The following is a 23,639-nucleotide window of genomic DNA, read 5'->3' on the forward strand; positions in this document are numbered from 1 at the left end:
CAACGCAAGTGTGCTCCGTGCCGCCAGCAACACGGTCTGTTAACGATTTCCGGAATCAGCCAGCGGCTGGCAATTTAGCGCTGTTTCCGGCATTCCAACAACAAAAAGGTGTAGTCAGGCCTGACCTGCTGCGGCCATACACCTGTCTAACACCTCTTCTATACTCAAACCCGTAGAATCAATGACTTGCGCATCATCTGCAGGCTTGAGAGGGGCCGCTGACCGGTTCATATCCCGATCGTCACGCACCCGTATCTCTTCCAAAAGGGCGTCAATGTTAACATCGACCCCTGCTTGCTTCAACTGATTATAACGGCGCCGCGCCCGCTCCTCGGCACTGGCGGTCAGGAATATCTTTACCGGCGCATCGGGGAAAACCACCGTTCCCATATCCCGACCATCTGCCACCAGCCCGGGCAGCTGCCGAAAATCCCGCTGGCGTTGCAACAGCGCATCCCGCACCGGCTGTATCACCGCCACCTTTGAGGCATTGTCGCCACAGGTTTCAGTGCGGATTTCCGAGGTTACGTCCTCACCTGCCAGCACCACCTTTACCGGGTGGCCTTCGCCGGTGGGCTCGAAAGCCACATCCAGGGTGGCCGCCACCTTTACCAGACCGGCTTCGTCATTCAATGCCACGCCCTGTCGCATAGCCGCCAATGCCGTCAACCGATAAAGCGCCCCGCTGTCGAGCAGATGCCAGCCAAGCTTTCTGGCCAGCATCTGAGTGATGGTACCTTTACCGGAACCTCCGGGACCATCAACGGCGATTACCGGTGCCTTGCTTTGGGTCATTAAAACTCGCCTTCTGTACTGATTTGAATGCCAGTCTGTTTGGCCAGGTCAACAAAGCCCGGGAACGACGTAGCCACATTTGCACAATCGTTGATGCGGATAGGGCCAGTGGCTCGCAGAGAGGCAACGGCGAACGACATGGAGATCCGGTGATCTTCATGGCTTTCAACCGTGCCGCCACCAATGGTCTGGCCGCCCTCGATGACAATACCATCCGGAGTAACCGTGGTTTCAACGCCCAGAGCCGCAAGCCCGTCCGCCATGACCTGAATCCGGTCACTTTCTTTTACCCGAAGCTCTTCTGCCCCACGCAACACGGTGCGGCCCTTGGCGCAGGTTGCAGCAATAAACAGCACCGGGAATTCGTCGATCGCCAGCGGCACCTGGTCTTCCGGAATATCAATCCCGCGCAGCTCTGCGGACCGAACGCGCAGGTCAGCCACAGGCTCACCGCCAATCACCCGCTCTTCGAGTACCTCAATGTTGGCACCCATCTGGCGAAGGATATTGATCACCCCTACCCGTGTCGGGTTCATGCCAACATGGCGCAGGGTCAGGTCGGAATCCGGTGCGATACTCGCCGCCACCAGGAAGAATGCCGCCGAGGAAATATCCGCCGGCACGTCAATGGCGCAGGCAGTCAGCTTGCCACCACCGGTGACGCTGGCTGTGGCTCCATCACGGTGAACGTGGTAACCGAAGCCCTCCAGCATTCGTTCGGTATGGTCACGGGTCGGTGCGGGTTCAGTTACCGACGTCACGCCTTCGGCGTACAGGCCCGCCAGTAGCAGGCAGGACTTGACCTGGGCACTGGCAACCGGCATTTCATAGTGGATACCGGTCAACGGGTTACCGCCGCGGATCCTGAGCGGTGGGCGACCACCCTCGGCGGTATCAATCACCGCACCCATCGCACGCAGCGGGTCAGCAACCCGGCCCATTGGGCGCTTGGACAAGCTGGCATCGCCGGTTAACTCGGAGTCAAACGGCTGCGCCGCCAGCAGGCCAGAGAACAGGCGCATAGCCGTACCGGAGTTACCCAGGTACAGAGGGCCGCGCGGTGCCTGGAGCCCGTGCATACCCACGCCATGAATGCGCACGAAGCCGTCTTCCGGGCCCTCAATGGTTACGCCCATATCCCTGAATGCCTGCAAGGTGGCCAGGCTGTCCTCACCTTCCAGAAAGCCCTTCACCTCGGTAATACCTTCGGCCAGGGCACCCAGCATGATCGACCGGTGCGACATGGATTTGTCACCCGGAACCCGAATGTCACCCCGAACGGAACCGCCGGGCTGCATAGAAAAAATAACCTGCTTGTCGGTATTGTTAGTCACGTAAGCCTGTCCTGAAAGCATCTTCGAAAAATGTTCCCGCGCCGCTTTGGCGCGACTGAAAACCCGCAGCAGGGTTGCGCCATCGCCATTGGCAATGGCCGCCCTGAGCTGATCCAGGTCTTGGGTAAAATGGTCAATCACGCGCAACACGGCATCGCGGTTTGACAAAAAAATGTCATGCCACATTACCGGATCACTGGCGGCAATGCGGGTGAAGTCCCGGAAGCCACCGGCGGCGTACCGGAAAATGTCCATATTCTCGTCTTCGCCCGCCAGGGTGTCCACCAGGGAAAAAGCAATGAGATGGGGCAAATGACTGGTGGCCGCCAACACTTCGTCGTGATACGCCACCGACATGGTCAGGACCGTTGCACCGGTGCCCTCCCACAGCGCCGTAAGCCCTGAAAGCGCCGCCGCATCGGCATCGTCGGCCGGGGTCAGAATGACTTTGTGATTGGCGAACAGGTCCGGGTTGGCCGCCCGGATACCACTTTTCTCCGAGCCGGCAATCGGATGCCCAGGGATCACTCTTGGCGACAGGCTGCCGAATACGGCTTTAACATCTGCGACGAAACTGGACTTGGTGCTGCCGACATCGGTCAACACTGCGTCACTCGCCAGCCAGGGTCTTATCTGTTCAAGCACCACCCGCGTTGCCCGCACCGGCACGGCCAGGACCACCAGATCACTGCCTCGCACCGCCTGTTCCAGGGTGGTCGCTGCCTGGTCAATAACACCGAGGTCCACGCCCAGTGCCGCGTCTTCCGGTTTTTGATCAAAGCCCACGACAACCCGCGCCAGGTTGTGGCTGCGAATGGCGCTGGCGAGGGAACCACCTATCAGCCCAAGGCCAATGACAGCAACACGCTGAAAAAGAGGCTGGTTATCAGCCACCTCAGCCCCCCTGCCCGGCAGCCGCCAGGGACTGGGACAAGGCATCCAGGAATCGCTCGTTTTCCTCTGGGAGCCCCACCGACACCCGCAGGTGAAGAGGCATGCCATAGCCGGCAATCGGGCGAACAATCACACCATGAGACAGCAGCGACTGATAGATTCCCTGGGCCTGATCACCCACTTCAACGGCAATAAAATTACCCGCAGATGGGATATAAGGCAGGCCTATTAATTCAAAGGCTTCCGATAGCTGACGCAGGCCAGCCGCATTCACTTCCCGGGAACGATTCAGATAGGCTTCATCCTGCAAAACCGCCGTGGCCGCCGCAAGGGCGACCGAGTCAACATTAAACGGCTGCCGCACCCGGTTCAGGATATCAGCAATGGCGGGCGAGCTTACGGCATAGCCAACCCGTAACGCGGCCAGACCCCAGGCTTTGGAGAAGGTGCGACAGACGATCAGGTTCGGATAACGTTCAAGTAGCTTGATGCCATCCGGGTATTCCTCGCCGGTCAGGTACTCGCAGTAGGCTTCATCCAAAACCACCAGCACCCGCTCCGGGATTTTATCCAGAAACGACTCAATGGCTCTGGCGGTATGTACGGTTCCGGTAGGATTGTTGGGGTTGGCCACGAACACCAACTTGGTACGTTCGGTCACCGCCGCCGCCATGGCATCCAGATCGTGCCCCCACTCTTTGGCGGGAACCGGCACCCCTTTGGCACCAATGGCCTGGGTAACGATGGGATAAACCGCAAAGGCATATTGGGAAAACACCACTTCACTCTCGGTGTCGGCAAAACAGCGGGCAATCACCTCGAGCACATCATTAGAGCCGTTACCCAAGGTAATCTGATCCATACCCACGCCGAACCGGTTGGCCAGTGCCTGTTTCAGCTCAAAGCCATTGCCATCAGGGTACAGGCAAAGTTCTTCCAGCGCTTTACGAGCGGCCGCCAGGGCCTTCTCACTGGGCCCCAGAGGGTTCTCGTTGCTGGCCAGCTTGATGATCTCCGCGGGATTCAACCCCAGTTCCCGGGCAAGCTCCTCAATGGGCTTACCGGGCTGATACGGAGACAGAGCCTGAACACCTTTTACCGCAAGACTCTGGTAATCCACTGCCATTCAACTTTCCTCCCGTTGAGGTCTGTTCAGGAATCAAAGCACGCCGATGGGATAGGAGCCCAGGCGCTTCAGCTCCACGGCTTCCTGGTCGATTTCTGACAACACTTTCTTTACCTGCTCATCTTCCACGTGCCCCTCGAAATCGATGTAGAACACATAGGCCCAGGTACCACTGGGCGACGGCCGGGTTTCGATGCGAGTCAAGCTGATGCCATGGCGATGGAAAGGCTCCAGCACCGCATACAGGGCGCCAGGTTTGTTGCGCATGGAAACCAGTACGGATGACTTGTCCTGGCCGCTGGCCGGCACCTCTTCGCGCCCGATAGTAAGGAAGCGGGTGGTGTTGTCCGGGCGGTCCTCAATGCTGCTGGACAGCTTTTCGAGGCCGTACAGCTCGGCGGCCATATCGCCGGCAATCGCGGCGGAGCCGGGCTCTTCCGCCGCACGGCGGGCTGCTTCCGCATTGCTGGAAACGGTGATGCGCTCAATGCCGTAGCGGTGCGTATCCAGCCACTGGCGGCACTGGGCAAACGACTGCTGATGGGAATAGATGCGGGTAATGTCCTGGTCTTTGTGTTTGGGCGAGACCAGCAAATGGTGGTGTATGCGCAGCTGCACTTCACCGCAAATCTTCAACGGCGAGGAAATAAACATATCCAGCGTGTGGTTGACCATGCCTTCGGTGGAGTTCTCCACCGGCACCACACCGTATTGGGCCGCACCGGATTCCACCTCACGGAACACTGCGTCAATGGCTGGCAGTGGAACGCTGATAACCGAATGGCCAAAGTGTTTGAGCGCCGCCGCCTGGGTAAAGGTGCCCAAGGGCCCCAGGAACGCGATGTGCATCGGTTTTTCCAGCGCCAGGCAGGCAGACATGATCTCTCGGAACAATCGGGCCATCTCTTCGGCCGGCAACGGCCCCGGGTTCTGCTCCTTGATGCGGCGCAGCACCTGGGCTTCCCGTTCGGGACGGTAGAAGAACACGTTCTGGCCAGGATTGGCAGCCATCTTCACATTGGCCACTTCCTGGGCACACTTGGCGCGAGCGCTGATCAACTGCATGATCTGTTGATCAAGGCTGTCTATTTCGTCCCGCAGTTCGCCCAGGCGGGTCTTCTCATCCGTCATGATCAGCCCCGCTCCTTCGCAAATTCCGCCATATAGTCAATCAACGCATCCACGCCCTCTTCCGGCATGGCGTTGTAGATACTGGCGCGCATACCACCCACAGAGCGGTGCCCCTGCAAGTTGAGCAACCGGCGCGCTTCTGCACCTTTCAGGAACTCACCATTGAGAGTATCGTCCGCCAGGGTAAACGGTATGTTCATCCAGGAACGGAAGCGCGGCTCAATGGGGTTGGCGTAGAAATCATTGGTGTCGATAAAGTCATACAACTTCCGGGCTTTACGGGCGTTGATTTCGCCCATGGCTTTCACGCCACCCTGCTCTTTCAGCCACTTGAACACCAGGCCAGACAGATACCAGGAATAGGTGGCCGGGGTGTTGTACATGGAGCCGTTATCCGCGATGACCTGATAGTTCATCATGGTCGGCGTTTCCTTACGAGCCTTACCCAGCAAGTCTTTGCGGATAATGACCACCACCAGGCCCGACGGCCCGATGTTCTTCTGGGCGCCAGCGTAAATCAGCCCGAACTTGTTGATATCCACCGGGCGTGACAGCATGGTGGACGACATATCCGCCACCAGCGGCACCCTGCCGCTGTCCGGAACGAAGTCGTATTCCAGGCCACCGATGGTTTCATTGGGGGTGTAGTGCAGGTAAGCGGCGTCGGCACTGGCATTCCAGCTAGACTGATCTGGAATGGTGGTAAACCCGCCATCCTCGGAGCTGGCCACCACATTCACGTTACCATAGCGCTTGGCCTCAGCAATGGCCTTTTTGGACCAGATACCGGTGTTCACGTAATCGGCCGAGGACTTGTCACCCAGCAGGTTCAGCGGAATGGTGGAGAACTGACTGGAAGCTCCACCCTGCATGAAGAGTACGGCGTAATCATCTGAAATGCCTGCAAGTTCCCGAAGGTCCTTCTCAGCCGCATCGGCAATGGCCACAAACTCGTCACTACGATGGCTCATTTCCATAACCGACATACCGGTGCCACGCCAATCCAGCATCTCGTCACGAGCCTGCTTCAGCACGGCTTCCGGCAAGGTGGCCGGACCGGCACAGAAATTAAACGCCCTGCTCATTCTTCGGTTTCCTCGCCTTCTACTTCGACGTCGTCGTCATCAGATTCTGCAATACGCTCCACACCCACCAGGCGTTCATCTTCCTGAGACAAGCGAATCAGGCGCACACCCTGGGTGTTCCGGCTGAGCACCGAAACTTCATCAGTGCGGGTACGCACCAGGGTGCCCTTGTCGGAGATCAGCATCATCTCGTCGCCTTCAAACAGCTGAAGCGCCGTGACCAAATTACCGTTACGCTCGGAGCACTGCATGGCGATAACGCCCTGGCTGCCACGGCTGTATGCCGGGAACTCATCAATGGCGGTACGCTTGCCGTAGCCGTGCTCACTGGCAGTAAGAATCACACCGCCTTCCTGTGGGATGATCAGGGACACCACATGGTGGCCTTCCGGCATCTTGATACCACGTACACCACGGGCGGTCCGGCTCATCGGGCGTACCTGCTCCTCTTGGAAACGAACGGCTTTGCCCGCAGTGGAAAACAGCATCACTTCGGCGGAACCATCGGTAATGGCCGCGCCAATCAGGGTATCGCCTTCGTCCAGGTTCAAAGCAATCAGACCACTGCTGCGCGGACGGGAGAAGTTCGGCAGCGGGGTTTTCTTGACCACACCGGCAGAGGTGGCCATCAGCACAAACTGATCTTCCGGGTAATCCCGCACCGGCAGGAACGTAGTGATACGTTCATCTTCTTCCAGCGGCAGAATGTTGACCATCGGCCGACCACGGGAACCACGGCTGCCCCGGGGAATCTCGAACACCCGCAACCAATACACTTTGCCACGGTTAGAGAAACACAAAATCGTATCGTGGGAGTTGGCCACCAGCAGCTTCTCGATGAAGTCTTCGTCTTTCATCGAGGTTGCCGCCTTGCCCCGGCCTCCACGGCGCTGGGCCTGGTAATCTTCCACGGCCTGGGTCTTGGCATAACCACTGTGGGAAATGGTGACCACCAGGTCTTCTTCATCAATCAGGTCCGCAATGGTCAGGTCGCGCTGCGAGCTGGTGATCTCGGTGCGGCGTTCGTCACCGAACTCGGCTACCACGGCTTCCAGCTCTTCACGGATGACCTGCATCAGGCGGTCCGGGTCTGCCAGAATTTCCAGCAGGCCGGCGATCTTCTCGAGGATATCCTTGTACTCGTTCTGGAGTTTTTCGGTTTCCAGACCGGTCAGGCGGTGCAGACGCATATCCAGAATAGCCTGGGTCTGCTCCGGAGACAGGTAATACAGGCCATCGCGGAGGCCGTAGATCTCCGGCAGATCGTCCGGGCGGCAGGCGTCTTCACCGGCACGCTCCAGCATGGCCAGAACATCACCCGGCACCCAGCCCTTGGACATCAGCTTTTCTTTGGCTTCCACAGAGCTCGGTGATGCCTTGATCAGCTCGATCATTTCATCGATGTTGGCCAGGGCAACCGTCAGACCTTCCAGGATATGGCCGCGCTCGCGGGCCTTGCGCAGCTCATAGATGGTTCGGCGCGTCACCACTTCACGGCGATGGCGAACGAACGCATCGAGCATTTCCTTCAGGTTCAGAATCTTCGGCTCGCCGTTGATCAGCGCTACCATGTTGATACCGAACACGGTTTGCAGCTGAGTGTGGGCGAACAGATTGTTCACGATCACTTCGGGGTTTTCACCACGGCGAAGCTCGATTACCACCCGGATGCCTTCCTTGTTGGATTCATCACGCAGCTCGGTGATGCCTTCCAGGCGCTTCTCTTTAACCAGTTCAGCAATCTTTTCGATCAACCGGGCCTTGTTCAGCTGGTACGGCAGTTCGGTGATGATGATGGCGTCACGATTGGTTTTCTTGTCGTGCTCAATCTCGTGGCGGGCGCGGATGTAAATGCGGCCACGACCAGTGCGGTAGGCTTCAACGATACCGGCACGGCCGTTGATGATGCCCTGGGTCGGGAAATCCGGGCCCGGAATGAACTCCATCAGCTCGTCGATGGACAGGTCCGGGTTATCAATCAGCGCCAGACAACCATTGACCACTTCGGTCAGGTTGTGGGGCGGAATGTTGGTCGCCATACCTACGGCAATACCGGAAGAACCATTGACCAGCAGGTTCGGTACACGGGTAGGCAGGACTTCCGGAATACGCTCGGTGCCGTCGTAGTTGTCGACGAAATCCACGGTTTCCTTGTCCAGGTCCGCCAGCAGCGAATGGGCAATTTTCTCCATGCGGATTTCGGTGTAACGCATCGCGGCGGCGTTGTCGCCGTCGATGGACCCGAAGTTACCCTGACCATCCACCAGCGGGTAGCGTAAGGAGAACGGCTGGGCCATACGAACAATGGTGTCGTAAACGGCTGAGTCACCATGGGGGTGATATTTACCGATAACGTCACCCACCACACGGGCGGATTTCTTGTATGCCTTGTTCCAGTCGTTACCCAACTCGGACATGGCGAACAGCACCCGACGGTGCACCGGCTTGAGGCCGTCACGCACGTCTGGCAGAGCCCGGCCGACGATAACGCTCATGGCGTAATCTAGGTAGGACTGCTTCAATTCGTCTTCAATATTGACCGGCAGGATCTCTTTGGCTAACTCACCCATCGAGAAAGGTTCCTTTGCGTTATCTGGAAGTCGTACCGGGGCCGTTTCCGGGCCCCGTCTTTATTCTTCAACAAGCCGCCAAGCATACCACAGTCCACTGCCCCGAGGGGCGACTGTGGCACAGCCTTAATCGAACACTACGGTCTTGTTTTCGTAGGTAATCACGCGGTCTTCGATATGAGACCGAAGACCGCGGGCCAGCACGTTCTTTTCAACGTCTTTGCCCAGGCGAACCATATCTTCAATGGAATCGCTGTGGCTGATGCGAATCACGTCTTGCTCGATGATCGGGCCTTCGTCCAGGTCCTGGGTCACGTAGTGGCAGGTGGCCCCGATCAGCTTCACACCCCGGCTGTAGGCCTGGTGATATGGGCGGGCCCCGGCAAACGACGGCAGGAAGCTGTGGTGAATGTTGATCACCTTGCCAGCGTACTTTTCGCACAGCTCAGCCGGCAGAATCTGCATGTAACGGGCCAGCACCACCACGTCGGCATCGTACTTCTGGAAAAGCTCTTCAATGTGAGCAAAAGCTTCTGCCTTGTTTTCCTTACTGACCGGTATATGGTGATAGGGAATATCGTGCCATTCCACCATCCGGCGAAGGTCATCGTGGTTGGAAATAACCGCCACCATTTCGGCGTTCAGTTCCTTGCTGTGCCAGCGGTGCAGGAGGTCCGCCAGACAGTGTGATTCTTTGCTGCACATCAGGATGACGCGTTTGGGCCGGGCGGAATCGGCGATGTGCCAGCGCATGTTGAATTCGCGGGCAATCGGTTCGAACGCGGCGCGAAACTGATCAAGCCCGAAGGGGATCGACTCAGCCTTGATCTCGTGACGCATGAAAAACCAGCCAGACTGAGTGTCTGAATGGTGGCTCGCCTCGGTAATCCAGCCGTTGTAGGTGGACAGAAAATTACTCACCTTGGCAACAATCCCTACCCGGTCCGGGCAGGAAATAACAAGACGATAGGTATGCTCCATTAAGCCTTTCCTTAACTTGAATCCGGGAAAGCGGGTGCGCCGGAAAACCACAGACATCCGCCTGCGGTGGCGTGCCTGAGCGCACCGGTAAAAATGACCGGCTATGATAGCCTATCTGGCAGCCAGAAACGAGGAATCCAATGACACACAGAGTGATCCACAGCCCCCGGCCAAGAATTCCACTGAGGCGCCTGTGGGGCCTGACAGCCGCATTGATAGCGTTACTGGTACTGAATGCCGCCTACGCCAGCAATCAGGCCATCCTTGAGGGCGAGCGATTCCACCCGGTTCAGGCCACTCAGGGCATGGTAGCCACCAGTCACACCCTGGCCAGCGAGGTGGCCCTGCAGGTTCTCAAAGACGGCGGCAACGCCATGGATGCAGCAGTTGTGGCAGGTTTTGCTTTGGCGGTAACCCAGCCCCGCTCCGGCAACATCGGTGGTGGCGGCTTTCTTTTATATGCGCCCGGTGACGGCAGCGCGCCAGAAGCCATCGACTACCGGGAAACCGCCCCGGCCGGCGCCAGCGAAACCATGTTCCAGGATGACGAGGGCAACGTCATCAGCCAACGCAGCCGCTTCAGCCACCAGGCCGCTGGCGTTCCCGGCACGGTCGCCGGCCTGGCCCTGGCATTGGAACGACACGGCACTCTCTCATTAAAGGAAGCCTTGGCCCCGGCCATCCAGCTTGCGCAAGAGGGCTTCGTGGTTCCCCATCGTTTCACCGAAGGCCTGGAACAAGCCAGAGAACGCCTGCAACGCTGGCCCGCTACCAAGGCGACCTTTTATAAGGAGGACGGTTCGGCACCGCAACCAGGTGAACTATTCAGACAACCCGACCTGGCTGACACCCTTAAACGCATTGCAGAGCATGGCCCAGCGGGTTTTTACCAGGGGAAGACCGCCCAGTTGATTGTTGATGAGATGCAACGCCACGACGGCCTGATCACCCTGGATGACCTCAAAGCCTATCGGCCCGCCGTCCGGCAACCGGTGCATGGCCAATATCGTGGTTACGACATCTACTCCATGTCGCCACCCTCCTCCGGCGGCACCCATATCATCCAGATCCTCAACATCCTTGAGGGCTTCCCCATCACCGAGATGGGCCACAATTCCGCCGCGACCATTCATCACATGGCCGAGGCCATGAAACTGGCCTATGCCGACCGGGCTGAATACCTGGGCGATACCGATTTCGTGGAGGTTCCGCTTCGCGGGCTGACCAGCAGGGCCTATGCGGCAAAGCTGCGAAAAGGCATCAACCCGGACAAAGCACGGCCCGCCAGCGATATCAAACCCGGCCAGCCGGCTGCCTTTGAAAGCCCCGAGACTACTCATTTTTCCGTGGTGGACCGCTGGGGCAATGCGGTATCCAACACCTACACCATCAACTTCAGCTATGGTTCCGGCATTACCGTTGCGAGCGCTGGTTTCCTGCTCAATAACGAAATGGATGATTTCAGCGCCAAGCCGGGTGAGCCCAATGCCTACGGTCTGATCGGCGGCGAGGCCAACAAGATCGAACCGGGCAAACGCATGCTCAGCTCCATGTCCCCGACCGTGGTGCGCAAAAACAACCGCAACTTCCTGGTAACCGGCAGCCCGGGCGGCTCCCGCATCATCACCACCACCCTGCAGGTTCTGATGAATGTGATAGACCACAACATGAACATCCAGACCGCTGTTGCCGTGCCCCGCATCCACCATCAGTGGCTGCCTGATGAAATCCGCATGGAACAGGGCATCAGCCCGGACACCGTGCGCCTGCTGGAGGCCAAAGGCCATGAGGTCACCACCAGCGCCGCCATGGGCGCTATCCAGAGTATTATGATTGGAGAGGATGGCACCCTATATGGCGGTGCCGATCCACGCCGGAGCACGTCATCGGCGATGGGCTTTTAACCGGGCGGGAATTGACCCGCCTCGGACTGTTTGGGAGGCAAATCATGTATCTTTCTGTACAGCTGAGCTGTTATCCGCTTAAAGACGATTACAAGCAACCGATCTGGGATCTGATTGATCGCCTGAAACAAACCGGCCTGGAAGTCTATCCTGGGCGTATGAGCACCGAAATTTTCGGCGACTATGATGAAGTAATGAACGTGCTGTCCGATACCATGAAGTGGTCTTTCGAAACCTACGGAAAATCGGTGTTCGTGGCCAAGATCATGGAGGGCGACCGGAGGCCGAGATGACCAACCCGAACGAACCAGGCAAACCCGATAACAACGACAAGCCTCAACCAGCCATACCGAACCAGTATTCATTCCTGTGGCTGAGCGCTGCCTTTTTCCTGATGTTTTTGTGGCTACAGGACACCGGTCGCTCGCAGCAGCAGGAACTGGCCTATTCCGAGTTTAAAGAAGCGGTACTGAACGGGCAGGTGCAGGAAGTCACCCTGCGCAACGAAGAAATCCGTGGCCGGTTTACCGAGGCCGGTGCCGCCCGGTTCAGTTCCGATACCGGGCGCAGCACAGAGAATTTCCTGACGTTACGGCCACCGGTTGACGATCCGGATCTGCTGTCATTGCTGGAGCGGCAAGAGGTTGTCATTCGTGGTGCGCCATCGGGCCGGCCCTGGTGGCAGGACCTGATTCTTGGCTTCCTGCCCTGGATACTGTTGCTGGCGCTGATGTTCTGGTTCTGGGGGGCGGCACAAAAACGAATGACCCAAGGTGGCGGACCATTCGACTATGCCAAGTCCCGGGCCCGCCGGGCTCGCAAGGAAACCTCAACTACCACCCTGGATGACGTGGCAGGTATAGAATCCGCCAAGCGCGACATTGCGGAGATCATCGACTTCCTGAAATCGCCCGAGAAATACCGGCGCCTCGGGGCGGTCATGCCCAAAGGCGTGCTGCTGGTGGGGCCGCCTGGAACCGGTAAAACCCTGTTGGCGAGGGCCATTGCTGGCGAGGCGGAAGTACCCTTCTTCAGCATCAGCGCCTCGGAATTTATCGAGATGTTTGTCGGAGTGGGTGCCGCACGGGTTCGGGACATGTTCCAGAATGCCCGCAAGGAGGCACCCGCACTGATCTTCATCGACGAGCTGGATGCCATTGGCCGCTCCCGGGGCGCAGGCCTGGGCGGCGGACACGATGAACGGGAACAGACCCTGAACCAGATCCTGACCGAGATGGATGGCTTCGAAGCCCACGAGAATGTTTTGGTGCTGGCAGCCACCAACCGCCCGGACGTACTGGACAGCGCCCTGCTCCGCCCCGGCCGGTTCGACCGCAAGATCACCCTGGATCGCCCGCACAAAGAGGCCCGGGAAGCCATCCTCAAAGTGCACGTGCGCAAAGTGCCGCTGGCCGCCGATGTGGACCTTGCGCAGTTATCGGCCCGCACCACCGGTTTCTCCGGCGCAGACCTGAAAAACCTGGTCAACGAAGCGGCCCTGACCGCCGCCAGGGAAAATCTGGACGAGGTTAACGCCCACTGCTTTGAGCAGGCCCGGGACCGACTGATTCTGGGCGAGGAGCGGGATGCCCAGCTAACGCCGGAAGAACGGGAAGTGGTGGCCTACCACGAGTGCGGACACGCCATCATGGCCTATTACATGCCCAAGGCCGACCCACTCACCAAGATCACCATCATCCCCCATGGCATGGCCATGGGCGTAACCGAACAAACTCCTCGGGAAGACAAATACAACTACACCGAAAGCTACCTGCGGGATCGCATCAAAGTTATGCTGGGCGGCCGCTCCGCCGAGAAAATCATCTATGGAGAAGTCAGCACCGGTGCCCAGAACGATCTTAAAGAAGCCACAAAATTGCTGCGCCGAATGATCGGCCAGTGGGGCATGAGTGAGAAAGTGGGCCCACTGGGACTGGGTATTGGTGAGGAGCATGTATTCCTGGGACGGGAGATGGGTGCCCCCCGGGAGTACAGTGAAAAGCTGGCCGACCTGATCGATTCAGAAATCCAGTCGCAACTCATGGACCTGGAATCCTACACCGTCAACTTCCTCAAGGAACACCGCAAAGAATTGGACGCCTTGGCCAAGGCGGTGATGAAACACGAAACCCTGTCAACGGAGGAAATCACCGAGGTGTTGAGCAAAGCCGGCGACCGGAAAATCGCATGATTCTCCGCTGGCTTCAGGGTGTTACCGTCACCGGCAGGTTCATTTCAATCAGCAGGGTATCTGCACCCTCCTCACGGAACAGGCTGCACTGCCGGCTAAGCACCAGTTGCGAGGCGCCTTCCTCCCTGATCACCCGTGCAACAGCTCCGGCACTGGCCATGGGCAAGAAACTGACCCGGGCGGTAATACCCTCGCTTTCCATATAGGCCAGCAAATCCTCGGCGATACGCTCATCACGGCCGGTTTCGGTTCGCACCAGGATCGTCAACGGCTGCCGGTTACGCCTCGCCAGCTCAGCGCCAACCCTGACAGCCCGATGGTTCGCCCCTTGATCGTGATTCAGCAGCACCACAATGCGATTTCGGGACCGCATGGGCGGATCGGCCCACAACAACACATCCCCGAGCGCCTGGCTCACCAGAACCCTGGCCGTGGACCCAAGGCGAGAGCCCGGACTGCCAGACCAGCCCACGCGGCCTAACACCAGCAAATCCCCCGGCCGCGCCAGATTCAGTACTTCATCTGCCACACGGCCACGACATAAGGTGAGCGCCTGGGCAAGCCCCCGTTGCGCCATGGCACGCTCCAGCGATCTTCTCGCCTGCTCCGCCAGCGAGCGCATCCGGGCCTCAATAGCCGCAAGGTCCATTGGCCGGGCGACTCCGGAATTTCTGCCCACTTCCCTTGTGAACCCGTAACCTGCGCAGCGCAACAGGTTCACCTCTTCCACGAACACCCCCAGCACTTCGGCTTTGCGGGCATGGGCAATGTCCGCCGCGGCCTCCAGAGCCGCCAAACTTAACCTTGAACCATCCAACAGAATCAGCACCCGGCCCACTGGCTCAACCGGAAGCTGTTGCTCAGCGGTCACCGTTCTTGCCTCCGCTGTCGTTATCCTGGGCGTCTTCCTTCTTTTGCCCTACCTTTGCATACTCAGCCAAACGATCAGCCACGCGACGGTTGAAGCACCCTTCCGGATAACCGCCCTCATCATCAGGCGAGCCTGGCGCCATGCCGGTCATCAGCTCAATGGCCTGATCAATGTGGGTCATCGGGTAAATGGCAAACACGCCCTCCCTAACCGCCGTGCGCACCTCCTCATTCAACATCAGGTGCTCAACGTTACTGGCGGGTAGCAACACGCCGTGGCCATTTACCCCACCGTTTTTCTTGCAGACATTGAAGAAGCCCTCAATTTTCTCATTCACCCCTCCCACTGCCTGAACCTCACCGTGCTGGTTCATGGAGCCGGTCACCGCCAACGACTGTTTCAGCGGCACGCCGGTAATGGCAGACAACAGCACACAGGTTTCCGCTACCGAGGCTGAATCCCCTTCCACGCCACCGTAGGATTGCTCGAAGGCGAGGCTCGCAGACAGGGATAAATCACCCATGGGCGCATAGCGGCCTGCCAGAAAGCGGGACAAGATCATCACCGCCTTACTGTGAATGGGCCCGCCAAGTTTCGCCTCACGCTCAATATCCACCACCTGGCCTTTGCCGGGCCGGGCGGTGGCCGTGATGCGGGTAGGCTGACCAAAACGGGTGGCACCTATCTGCAACACAGACAAGCCGTTCACCTGCCCCGCCTGCTCACCGTCTGTGGCAATCATCACCACACCCCGGTAGATCTGCTCCAGGCTACGTTCCCGAATGCGGCTGGCGCGGAACTCCCGCTCATCAATCGCCTGTTGAATATGCCCGATGCCAATGTGCTTGCTGTCAGCACGGGCAGCCCAGTGATTTGCCTCGCTGAGCAGGTCTTTCAATACCCGGTCATGGGCGGTCAGTTTTTTCTGGTCACCAGCCAGGCGACTGGCATGCTCAATCAAACGCCCCACGGCGGGCTTGTCCATTGGCCGGGCCTTTACAGATTTGGCCATGGTGGCAAGCATTCTGGCGTAGAGCTGATAGCTCTCTCCATCCCGGTCCAGATCATCCTCGAAATCTGCCTCAACCTTGAACAGATCGAGGAAGTCCGGGTCGTAGTGTGCCAACAGGTAATACAGGGTCCGGTCGCCCACCAGCACCACTTTCACTTTCAGCGGGATCGGTTCAGGCTGCTGACTGACGGTAGTGGCAAGGCCGTACAGGCGCTCGAGGGATTCAATACGAATTTCATTGGAAAACAGGATACGCTTCAGGCTTTCCCAGGCCATGGGCTGGGTCAGAATGCGGCGGGCATCCAGGATCAGAAAACCGCCGTTGGCCCGATGCAGCGAACCGGCCCGGATCAATGTGAAGTCCGTGTACAGGTTACCCTGGTGAGCACGATGCTCAATCTGACCGGTCAGGTGCTGGTGATTGGGCAGGTCCTCATACACCACCGGGGCGCCCTGCGTTTCCGAATTATCCACCAACAGGTTCACCCGGTAACGATTGAGCAACCCGGCGGGGGCGCCGTTTTCACTATCCTGGAAGGCTTCGGCGTGTTCTACCACGTCTTCCCGAACCGCATCCAGGTAGGCAACCACCTCCGGCAGGTGCGACCACTTCTCGCGCAATTCGCCAATGGGGCCGCCCAGGGTCAGCTGAACCATCTCTTCGTTCAGAGAATGGATACGCTCCCGCACTTCCTTGCGCAGCCGCGGCACTTGCTGGATAGCCTGCTGCAGTTTCTTCTGCAGGTCTTCAACCTTGGCCTCCACCAGCGCCTTCTCATCATCAGAGAAGGTCTTGTATTCCTCCGGCTCAATCACTTCGCCGTTACGCATGGGCGCAAAGGTAAAGCCGGCCGGAGTTGTGATCATGGCAATGTTGTTGGCATTGGCTTCTTCCTGAATGGCGAACAGGCCTTTCTGCTGGCGACGGGTCACCTCTTCCTGAAGCTCCTGAATGCGGGCCTGATACTCCTCACTTTCAAAGGTAGCCGGAATAGCCGTTTTAAGTTCTGCCGCCAGGTCACTCATATCACGCTTGAACATCCTGCCTTCACCCGGCGGCAACTCAATGGCGTTCGGCTTGTCGGATTGCTGGAAGTTGAAAACATGGCACCAATCAGAAGGCACCGGCTGTCCTGAGGCGTGTTTATCGAGGAACTGCCTGACCAGTTCGTGCTTACCCGCTCCGGATGGCCCCAGTACAAACAGGTTAAAGCCATTGGCCTCCATGCTGGCGCCAAACTCCATCGCGCGCAGCAGGCGCTCCTGCCCAAAAGGAAGTTCCAGTTCCTCCAGCGTTGCCGTTGTCTCAAAGTTCAACTTGTCCAACGGGCAACGGTGGTAAATCTGGTCTTCGGTTAACGCCGCAGGTAGCGCCATTGTTCCTCCTTACTTTTCGCCGTCCAGCTTGTCCTGGGTACGCAAATCAAAGTCACTGGCATCATGCCGCTCGTGCAGCTGGGAAGACAGCTCACCCCAGGCCCGGTTTACCATGCGGCCACGTTGCACCGCGGGGCGTTTGGCCAGCTCATCTGTCCAACGCAAAATGTTCGTGTAGGTATGGGCCTCCAGGAACTCCGCCGCCTCGTACACCGTGTTCTTCACCAGCGAGCCATACCAGGGCCAGATTGCCATATCGGCAATGGTGTATTCATCACCGGCGATGTACTGGTTGTCCGCCAACTGGCGATCCAGCACATCCAGCTGCCGTTTCACCTCCATGGTGTAACGGTTGATCGGGTACTCGTATTTTTCCGGGGCATAGGCGTAAAAATGCCCGAAACCACCACCCAGAATGGGCGCACTGGCCATCTGCCAGAACAGCCAGTTCATCGTCTCTGTGCGCCGGGCCCGGTCTGTTGGTAAAAAGGCACCGAACTTTTCCGCCAGATAGAAAAGAATAGATCCGGATTCAAACACCCGCACGGCCGGATTCTCGCTGCGGTCCAGCAACGCTGGAATCTTGGAGTTCGGGTTTACCTCAACAAACCCGCTGCTGAACTGATCTCCTTCCATGATGTTGATCAGCCAGGCATCGTACTCTGCCTCCTTGATACCCTTCTCCAGCAACTCCTCAAACATCACCGTCGCTTTCACGCCATTGGGCGTAGCCAGGGAATACAGCTGGAATGGATGCTCCCCCACCGGCAACGCTTTGTCGTGGGTAGGCCCGGCAACGGGACGATTAATGTTGGCAAACCTGCCACCGTTACTGCTGTCCCATTTCCAGACCTTTGGAGGCGTATAGGTTGAATCACTCATGTTTGGTCTCCGATTGACGGTGAGTAAGCTATTGACCGACTTTACCTGATTGCCCCTGCCGTTAGCACCTGTGTTCGCATTGAGAATGCGCCGGATCAAATCCGGGAGATATCACTGGGCTATACTGGTGGGACTCAAGGAAAGCGACCGGGTTGAGCGGCACATCGGGGCATGGGCTGTATAATAGGAATGGGGTCAGGGTTCATTAAACCACTCAGAAGCCAATCAACCCTCCCCAATCACCGCCTCACGCTCCCGCTTGTACTCTTCGTATGTCTTACTGGAGCGCTCTATACATTCCTCATATTGGGCAGGAGGGGCACTGTTACATTCCTGTCGATTATTGTGCTGTATATTGTCATACACAGCCTTGTTGCTGCACCCAGTCGTCACAACAAAGACGGCAAAAACAATCCAGATTTTCTTCACGATGTATTGCTCCTTCTGTGCATAGCGCGCGGCGGAAAGCCGTCACCGCTCCGCCATTCGTTGGCATCTATGTTTTTCTAGCGACTAAGAATATCGATTCATGACTGGTTTGCCACTCTCGTTCAATAGTAAAACCTGATTTCAGTAGCTTGGAAGTAAGCTGACTCTTGGTAAGTCGGCTGACATAAGGAGCCAGACCGAACAACTGCATGCCAGAGATCAACAACCGAAAAGCCAAGTTGATTTCTGCGATTAGCGATGTGCTGGAAACAAAAACACCACCTTCTTTTAGAAGTCGACGAATGTTAACAATTGCGCCATCAACATCCTCCAAAAGATGCAACACATTGAGCCCCAAAACAGCGTCGAAGCTTTCATCCTGAAATTCGAGGGTGTCTAGCGTGCCTTGCTGAAAAGTGACATTTTCAGCACCCGCCTCGGCGGCTTTTCGTCGGGCCGCCTCTATCATCTTGTCGGATATATCCGTCGCGACAACGTGTTTCACATAAGCGGAGTGCCAAATAGCGGTCGCGCCACTGCCGCATCCGAACTCGAGTACCTTCCAGTCCGATTTCAGGAACGCTTGAGTAATGGCCAACTTCTGCTGATATGTAGCTTCATCTTTGATAGGGCTTTTTATGTATTTCTCTGCACAGTTGTCCCAAAATTTCTTTGAATCTTTCATGACGCTTGCATCCCAGTCGCGCTTCGGACCCATATGACTTGCTAAGTGTTTACGTATCGCAGCCAACGTAAATTTCACTACCATGTATTTCGCCGAACCAAAAAGGTTCGTGGTCCTCAGGACCAAAGAACCGGCCCCCTCAATGGTGACTGTAGGTTCAGGCTCTTCCTTTTTTTCGAACAGATTTTTAAAAAATTGCACTGTATTTCCTCAGTCACTTAACACCGTGGTAATTGGCGGCAACGGAGCGCAGCGGATTACTTGTCCGACCGAAGAACATTTTAGGAGTGATACTCCATGATCAGTTCAGGGTGACCAGTATGCTCGTCGACTTGCTCATCAAGGAAAATAAACCCATGTTTTTCATAGAAATTGAGACCAGGAACATTCTCTTTGTAAACGGAGAGCCGCAAGCTGTCTCGCCTATTTTTAGCGTCATCAAGCAATGCCGTTCCCATTCCCTTGCCCTGTGAATCTGGAGCCACAAAGATCGCAGCCAGAGTGTTTCCGTATAGGCTATAGAATCCGTTAATTTTCTTCTCATATTCCAGTACAAATGTCTCCGATGCAGGAATGTATACATCCCGCATCTCACTGACCTTTGACTCCCAAAATTGAGGTTCGATGAAATTATGAGCTTCGATCGAAGCAGTAAGCCAAATCGCTAAGACTTGATCGATATCAGCTTGCCTATACTCGCGAATCATCTGACTATTTCCTATTACTCACACCATCTGGCTCATTTGCGCCACTTTGCGCTCAAATGGAGCTACTTGTTAATCGCTTTCACGTAGCACGGAACGAAGTAAATCAGGAATCCACTCTGGCTTGAACTGAGACGCTTTTTCTTCTCGCATTTCAGCTAAACTCCACCATCTCCATTTTTGAATGGTACTCTTTTCCTCATCCGTCCATTTCGCTGCGAATACATCTGCACCTGAGGGCCATTTAACTAAGAAGTATTTTTCGAGCCAGCGAGCTGGTACCGACCTCGCTACTGCGTATACTTCATCACGATCTCTTAGCACCTCTCCAACGTCCTGTATTAGCCCCGTTTCCTCATACAGCTCTCGCTTAGCAGCATCGACATAGCCTTCGCCAGGCAACAGCTCTCCTCCCACTGTTGCCCAAAACGGAGACTGGTGCTCGTCATTGTATAAAAACAGCAATAACCGTCCTGATTCGTCAACGATTATGAGTCGTGATGATTTTCTTGTTTCCATTGTCTACAGCTCCATGACCGCTTCGAACGTTTAACGCCCTGCTCACGCTGTGCAGCCGATTGTTATGCTCTCTTTGAAGTGCTAGATTGTGTATAGAAATCGAACCATATACACATAGGTGCCCTATGAGAACGAACATCGTAATTGACGACCAATTGATGGCCGAAGCCCTCAAAGCCTCCGGCTACAAAACCAAAAAAGAAGCCGTTGAGCAAGGCCTGAAACTTCTGGTCCAACGTAGCAAGCAGCAGGAGATTCGAAAGCTGCGAGGCAAGATCAAGTGGGAAGGCAATCTGGATGAAATGCGGAGCGCTGGATGACAGTGGTTGATACCAGTGTCTGGATCGACTATTTCAACGGCGTCAAAAACCCGCACACTGACCTGTTGGATGCCTCAATAATTCACGGATCCGTCGCTATGGGCGACCTCATATTTCTGGAAATCCTGCAAGGCATCCGCGACGACAAACACTATCGTCAGACCAAACAAAGCTTGCTCTCGCTGGAACAGTATGAAATGTTTGGCAAAGACATGGCAGTTGTTTGCGCTGACAATTATCGGGCACTCCGCAAAAAGGGCATCACAATCCGAAAAACTGCCGACGTGATCATCGCGACCTTCTGCATAGAGAAAGAGCTACCACTGCTGTTTCTAGATCGCGACTTTATCCCTTTTGTCGATCACCTTGGACTTGAGCCTGCTCTGAGAGAAGCCTAACGCGGAACTCACCGGTGGCCTTTACAGAGCGGAGCGGCGTAAAGGCCATCCGTGTGCAGCGAATTGTTATGGCCTGTTCGCGGACTCCAATTTTTCGATTATCGGAATATTACGAAAAGGCTTCTGAAAGTACGGTATTGACTCTAGCTCTTCCCGCATACTTTCCGGCAATTGAAAATATTTTTCTTTGAGCGCCCACGTTTCTTTTCCATACATCAGCGGTTTAACGCCAGCGATTAAATCCTCCACCTCGGTGTGAGCTGTGGATGCTTCCAGCATACCGATTGTGTATGCCAAGTCAGTGAGGTGCGGCTTTTGACACTCTTCAGCCATCGCCGCACTTCGAGTGATGAGGAAAACACGAACGTCCTCATACTCATACTGTCTCAGCAAATCCAACACCTCGGAATCTGGCATGACTCGCGCCGAAGCAATTGAATCACACTCCACGATAGCGGCCTCCAGCCGCTGTATGCTTGTCTCAATGTACTGCAAAGAAACTGGCTTGCCATCCTCCGCTTGGCACGCTGCCGAAAACAAGCCCAGACAAACGACTATAGCTGTTCTCAAGATTTTCATGGCTGGCACCCCGCCTCGACGGCCCGCCAGAACTGTGTCTGCTCATAGGACAAGCCCGCCCGTAAACGCTGCATCTGAGAGATAGTTTCGATTCGTTTTTTAACCATTGGTGAGATTCGGGTCATTGCGTCGGCAAACTGTACCCAATCCGTTGAATGGATGTTGTATGCAGCCTGCGCGGAATTATTACCAAGAAAGATTGTGGTCATAACACCAGCGGGCAACATGATTTCCGGCATATTTCCGTTACGCTGGGCTTTTCGGATGGCTTCGATTGCTTCCAGATCTTCAGAGTCCAGCCGAAGTCCAGAAATGGTCGGACATTCCATACGTCCCTTTCTCCTTTCCTTGGGTTAGCTAAGAACAAAAAATACTATCTCGAATCGCGGCAATGCTCAAAAGCCATAACGCCGAAGCGCACCGGTGACTTTGACGTAGCGAAGCGGAGACAAAGGCATCCCAGTGACGCGCCTGGTTAGCTGTTCCCAAGCATGTACGCCCGAAGCTGTCGCTCCTCTCGCATGACATAGAGAATGAGAACTCGCTTATCATCCTCACGATAAAAAATGCGACACGGTGGAACCACTACCTCCCTGTATACTGAATTAGGGAGTTCTGGAGGAATCCGTCCGGATTGGGGAAAATCTTCCAAACGCTCGGTCTTATCGAAAACTTCCTGGACCAGATGACTTGCGGCAACAGGATTATCCAGAGCAATGTACTCAGCTATGGCATCCAGTTCTTGAAGGGCAGGCTCCGTCCAGATTACTTCAGCCATTTACTCATTTTCTCCCTGGCCTCACTTTGGCTGTACGTTCTTCCCTCAAGTACAGCACGCTCTCCCCGTGAGAGCCCCTCAAGCAGCTCAAGTCGGCGCTGCATAAACTCGTAATCCTGCACATCGACAAGATATGCCGATGGCTGACCATGCTCCGTGATCAGTATCGGCTCCTTAGACAAGTGCAGATCTGCCAGAATCTTTGTGGCTTGGCGCTTGAGGTTCGTAACAAGCTCAACTTTCATGGGCTCACCCTAAATCAGACTAATAGTGACACTATAGTATCACTTTTCAGGTGGGGCAATCACAGCTAACGCCCGCCAACATGCGCGGCTACGAAATGAAGGCGAAGCCGCAATGCAGTAGGCGTCGCCGTGATTGGCCTTGTTAACCCCTGAGCTCGAGGTCTTCCCGAATCACCTCCGGATGGCGAAACGCAATCTCGATGAGCGCTTTTGCCGGCCCGGAAGGTTTACGTCGCCCCTGCTCCCATTCCTGTAGCGTGCGCGGGGAAATGTGGAGCACCTCGGCAAACTCTCGTTGTGTAAGGCCAGTCTTGCCGCGCGCCTCTGCGACCTCATTTGGCTCCACACGACTGACTCGTGCGGCTTTGCCTGCTTTCATTTCTTTAACAGATTGGAGCAGCTTGTTACCAAGCTCCTCAGCACTCAGAGTCTCATTACTCATTTTCCAATACCTCACGAATCGACTTCAGGATATGCGCGGGTATGTTCTCCTTGACGGCCTTCTTGTAGATCACCAACAACCAGATCTCACCATTTGCCAATCTGGTGAAGTAGATGACTCGCACTCCACCACGCTTCCCTGAACCCGCCACCGACCAACGAACCTTTCTACATCCACCGCTCCCTGGAATGGGATCGCCAATTTCCGGATTGGCTGCCAGCCAGGCAAAGAACGCATTCCGTTCCTCCTCAGTCCAGATCTTTCTGGCATCTGATTCGAATGTAGGGGTTTCGATGATGGTAAACATGATGATCAATATACGTCATTGACGGAGTTTTGCAAGGTGGCGGGTGGAAGGGTTAACGCTTTTGTTCAGCGGCGACCTTT

Annotated in this window: 24 protein-coding genes; 5 read left to right on the forward strand and 19 right to left on the reverse strand. The window is 56.2% G+C overall.

Going from position 1 to position 23,639, the window contains the following annotated elements; translation table 11 throughout:
* Window positions 1–114: 114 nt before the first annotated feature.
* From cmk to purU, 7 genes are all read right to left on the reverse strand, one after another.
* Complete coding sequence (gene cmk, locus ACNSOI_RS11395) at window positions 115–795, reverse strand: (d)CMP kinase (protein ID WP_061332741.1); 681 nt, start codon at window positions 793–795, stop codon at window positions 115–117.
* Entirely contained in the window at window positions 795–3,023 is a 2,229-nt protein-coding gene (locus ACNSOI_RS11400; RefSeq protein WP_286250267.1) for a bifunctional prephenate dehydrogenase/3-phosphoshikimate 1-carboxyvinyltransferase, read from the reverse strand. Before ACNSOI_RS11400 ends, cmk begins: the two co-directional genes overlap by 1 nt.
* A gap of 1 nt (window position 3,024) precedes the next feature.
* Entirely contained in the window at window positions 3,025–4,149 is a 1,125-nt protein-coding gene (gene hisC, locus ACNSOI_RS11405) for a histidinol-phosphate transaminase (protein ID WP_286250269.1), read from the reverse strand.
* 33 nt (window positions 4,150–4,182) lie between these two features.
* Window positions 4,183–5,280, reverse strand: a complete 1,098-nt coding sequence (gene pheA / locus ACNSOI_RS11410) for a prephenate dehydratase (protein WP_354448658.1) — start codon at window positions 5,278–5,280, stop codon at window positions 4,183–4,185.
* A 2-nt stretch (window positions 5,281–5,282) separates the two neighbouring features.
* Complete coding sequence (serC, locus tag ACNSOI_RS11415; RefSeq protein WP_354448660.1) at window positions 5,283–6,365, reverse strand: 3-phosphoserine/phosphohydroxythreonine transaminase; 1,083 nt, start codon at window positions 6,363–6,365, stop codon at window positions 5,283–5,285.
* Complete coding sequence (gene gyrA / locus ACNSOI_RS11420) at window positions 6,362–8,935, reverse strand: DNA gyrase subunit A (RefSeq protein WP_138437600.1); 2,574 nt, start codon at window positions 8,933–8,935, stop codon at window positions 6,362–6,364. Before gyrA ends, serC begins: the two co-directional genes overlap by 4 nt.
* Window positions 8,936–9,061: 126 nt before the next feature.
* On the reverse strand, window positions 9,062–9,916 hold the full coding sequence (gene purU / locus ACNSOI_RS11425) for a formyltetrahydrofolate deformylase (RefSeq protein ID WP_058090533.1): 855 nt from the start codon (window positions 9,914–9,916) through the stop codon (window positions 9,062–9,064).
* A gap of 140 nt (window positions 9,917–10,056) precedes the next feature.
* On the opposite strand from purU, the gene ggt reads away from it, so the two are divergent.
* Genes ggt through ftsH form a run of 3 tightly spaced genes read left to right on the forward strand, consistent with a single transcriptional unit; the run spans window position 10,057 to window position 14,011 of the window.
* Window positions 10,057–11,820: a gamma-glutamyltransferase gene (gene ggt, locus ACNSOI_RS11430; protein WP_420194062.1), complete on the forward strand. Its 1,764-nt coding sequence runs from the start codon at window positions 10,057–10,059 to the stop codon at window positions 11,818–11,820.
* A gap of 44 nt (window positions 11,821–11,864) precedes the next feature.
* Complete coding sequence (locus ACNSOI_RS11435) at window positions 11,865–12,113, forward strand: YkoF family thiamine/hydroxymethylpyrimidine-binding protein (RefSeq protein WP_058090531.1); 249 nt, start codon at window positions 11,865–11,867, stop codon at window positions 12,111–12,113.
* A complete protein-coding gene (ftsH, locus tag ACNSOI_RS11440) occupies window positions 12,110–14,011 on the forward strand; it encodes an ATP-dependent zinc metalloprotease FtsH (protein WP_061332733.1) in 1,902 nt (633 codons plus the stop codon). Before ACNSOI_RS11435 ends, ftsH begins: the two co-directional genes overlap by 4 nt.
* Before the next feature lie 13 nt (window positions 14,012–14,024).
* Here the strand turns inward: ftsH and ACNSOI_RS11445 are convergent, their stop codons facing one another.
* The 6 genes from ACNSOI_RS11445 to ACNSOI_RS11470 form a co-directional block, all read right to left on the reverse strand.
* The gene (locus ACNSOI_RS11445) at window positions 14,025–14,882 is read right to left on the reverse strand and encodes a universal stress protein (protein ID WP_420194063.1); all 858 of its coding nucleotides are present in this window, start codon (window positions 14,880–14,882) and stop codon (window positions 14,025–14,027) included.
* The gene (locus tag ACNSOI_RS11450) at window positions 14,872–17,271 is read right to left on the reverse strand and encodes a Lon protease family protein (RefSeq protein WP_420194064.1); all 2,400 of its coding nucleotides are present in this window, start codon (window positions 17,269–17,271) and stop codon (window positions 14,872–14,874) included. The genes ACNSOI_RS11445 and ACNSOI_RS11450 overlap by 11 nt, the downstream gene beginning before the upstream one ends.
* A 9-nt stretch (window positions 17,272–17,280) precedes the next feature.
* The gene (gene yghU, locus ACNSOI_RS11455; RefSeq protein ID WP_061332729.1) at window positions 17,281–18,153 is read right to left on the reverse strand and encodes a glutathione-dependent disulfide-bond oxidoreductase; all 873 of its coding nucleotides are present in this window, start codon (window positions 18,151–18,153) and stop codon (window positions 17,281–17,283) included.
* Window positions 18,154–18,649: 496 nt separating this feature from the next.
* Entirely contained in the window at window positions 18,650–19,468 is an 819-nt protein-coding gene (locus tag ACNSOI_RS11460; RefSeq protein ID WP_420194065.1) for a class I SAM-dependent methyltransferase, read from the reverse strand.
* Between the two features lie 80 nt (window positions 19,469–19,548).
* Complete coding sequence (locus ACNSOI_RS11465) at window positions 19,549–19,974, reverse strand: N-acetyltransferase (RefSeq protein ID WP_286922075.1); 426 nt, start codon at window positions 19,972–19,974, stop codon at window positions 19,549–19,551.
* A 69-nt stretch (window positions 19,975–20,043) separates the two neighbouring features.
* Window positions 20,044–20,490 (reverse strand): NUDIX hydrolase, encoded by a 447-nt coding sequence (locus tag ACNSOI_RS11470; RefSeq protein ID WP_286922074.1) that lies wholly within the window; start codon window positions 20,488–20,490, stop codon window positions 20,044–20,046.
* 125 nt (window positions 20,491–20,615) lie between these two features.
* Between ACNSOI_RS11470 and ACNSOI_RS11475 the strand changes: the two genes are divergently transcribed.
* Both ACNSOI_RS11475 and vapC read left to right on the forward strand, forming a co-directional pair.
* Window positions 20,616–20,810 (forward strand): type II toxin-antitoxin system VapB family antitoxin, encoded by a 195-nt coding sequence (locus tag ACNSOI_RS11475; protein WP_138437612.1) that lies wholly within the window; start codon window positions 20,616–20,618, stop codon window positions 20,808–20,810.
* Complete coding sequence (gene vapC / locus ACNSOI_RS11480; protein WP_420194066.1) at window positions 20,807–21,208, forward strand: type II toxin-antitoxin system VapC family toxin; 402 nt, start codon at window positions 20,807–20,809, stop codon at window positions 21,206–21,208. Before ACNSOI_RS11475 ends, vapC begins: the two co-directional genes overlap by 4 nt.
* A gap of 66 nt (window positions 21,209–21,274) precedes the next feature.
* On the opposite strand, the gene ACNSOI_RS11485 is transcribed toward vapC, so the two are convergent.
* The 6 genes from ACNSOI_RS11485 to ACNSOI_RS11510 form a co-directional block, all read right to left on the reverse strand.
* Complete coding sequence (locus ACNSOI_RS11485) at window positions 21,275–21,787, reverse strand: hypothetical protein (protein ID WP_138437614.1); 513 nt, start codon at window positions 21,785–21,787, stop codon at window positions 21,275–21,277.
* Window positions 21,784–22,116, reverse strand: coding sequence for a hypothetical protein (locus ACNSOI_RS11490; protein ID WP_420194067.1), 333 nt, complete (start codon window positions 22,114–22,116; stop codon window positions 21,784–21,786). The genes ACNSOI_RS11485 and ACNSOI_RS11490 overlap by 4 nt, the downstream gene beginning before the upstream one ends.
* Before the next feature lie 146 nt (window positions 22,117–22,262).
* Window positions 22,263–22,565, reverse strand: coding sequence for a type II toxin-antitoxin system RelE/ParE family toxin (locus ACNSOI_RS11495; RefSeq protein ID WP_106695975.1), 303 nt, complete (start codon window positions 22,563–22,565; stop codon window positions 22,263–22,265).
* Complete coding sequence (locus tag ACNSOI_RS11500) at window positions 22,553–22,810, reverse strand: type II toxin-antitoxin system Phd/YefM family antitoxin (RefSeq protein ID WP_022992576.1); 258 nt, start codon at window positions 22,808–22,810, stop codon at window positions 22,553–22,555. Before ACNSOI_RS11500 ends, ACNSOI_RS11495 begins: the two co-directional genes overlap by 13 nt.
* A 142-nt stretch (window positions 22,811–22,952) precedes the next feature.
* A complete protein-coding gene (locus ACNSOI_RS11505; protein ID WP_016914159.1) occupies window positions 22,953–23,252 on the reverse strand; it encodes a helix-turn-helix domain-containing protein in 300 nt (99 codons plus the stop codon).
* Complete coding sequence (locus tag ACNSOI_RS11510; RefSeq protein ID WP_286250317.1) at window positions 23,245–23,559, reverse strand: transcriptional regulator; 315 nt, start codon at window positions 23,557–23,559, stop codon at window positions 23,245–23,247. Before ACNSOI_RS11510 ends, ACNSOI_RS11505 begins: the two co-directional genes overlap by 8 nt.
* Window positions 23,560–23,639: the final 80 nt, after the last annotated feature.

The organism is Marinobacter sp. GH_1, from assembly GCF_048595985.1.
GTDB classification, from domain to species: Bacteria; Pseudomonadota; Gammaproteobacteria; order Pseudomonadales; family Oleiphilaceae; genus Marinobacter; species Marinobacter shengliensis.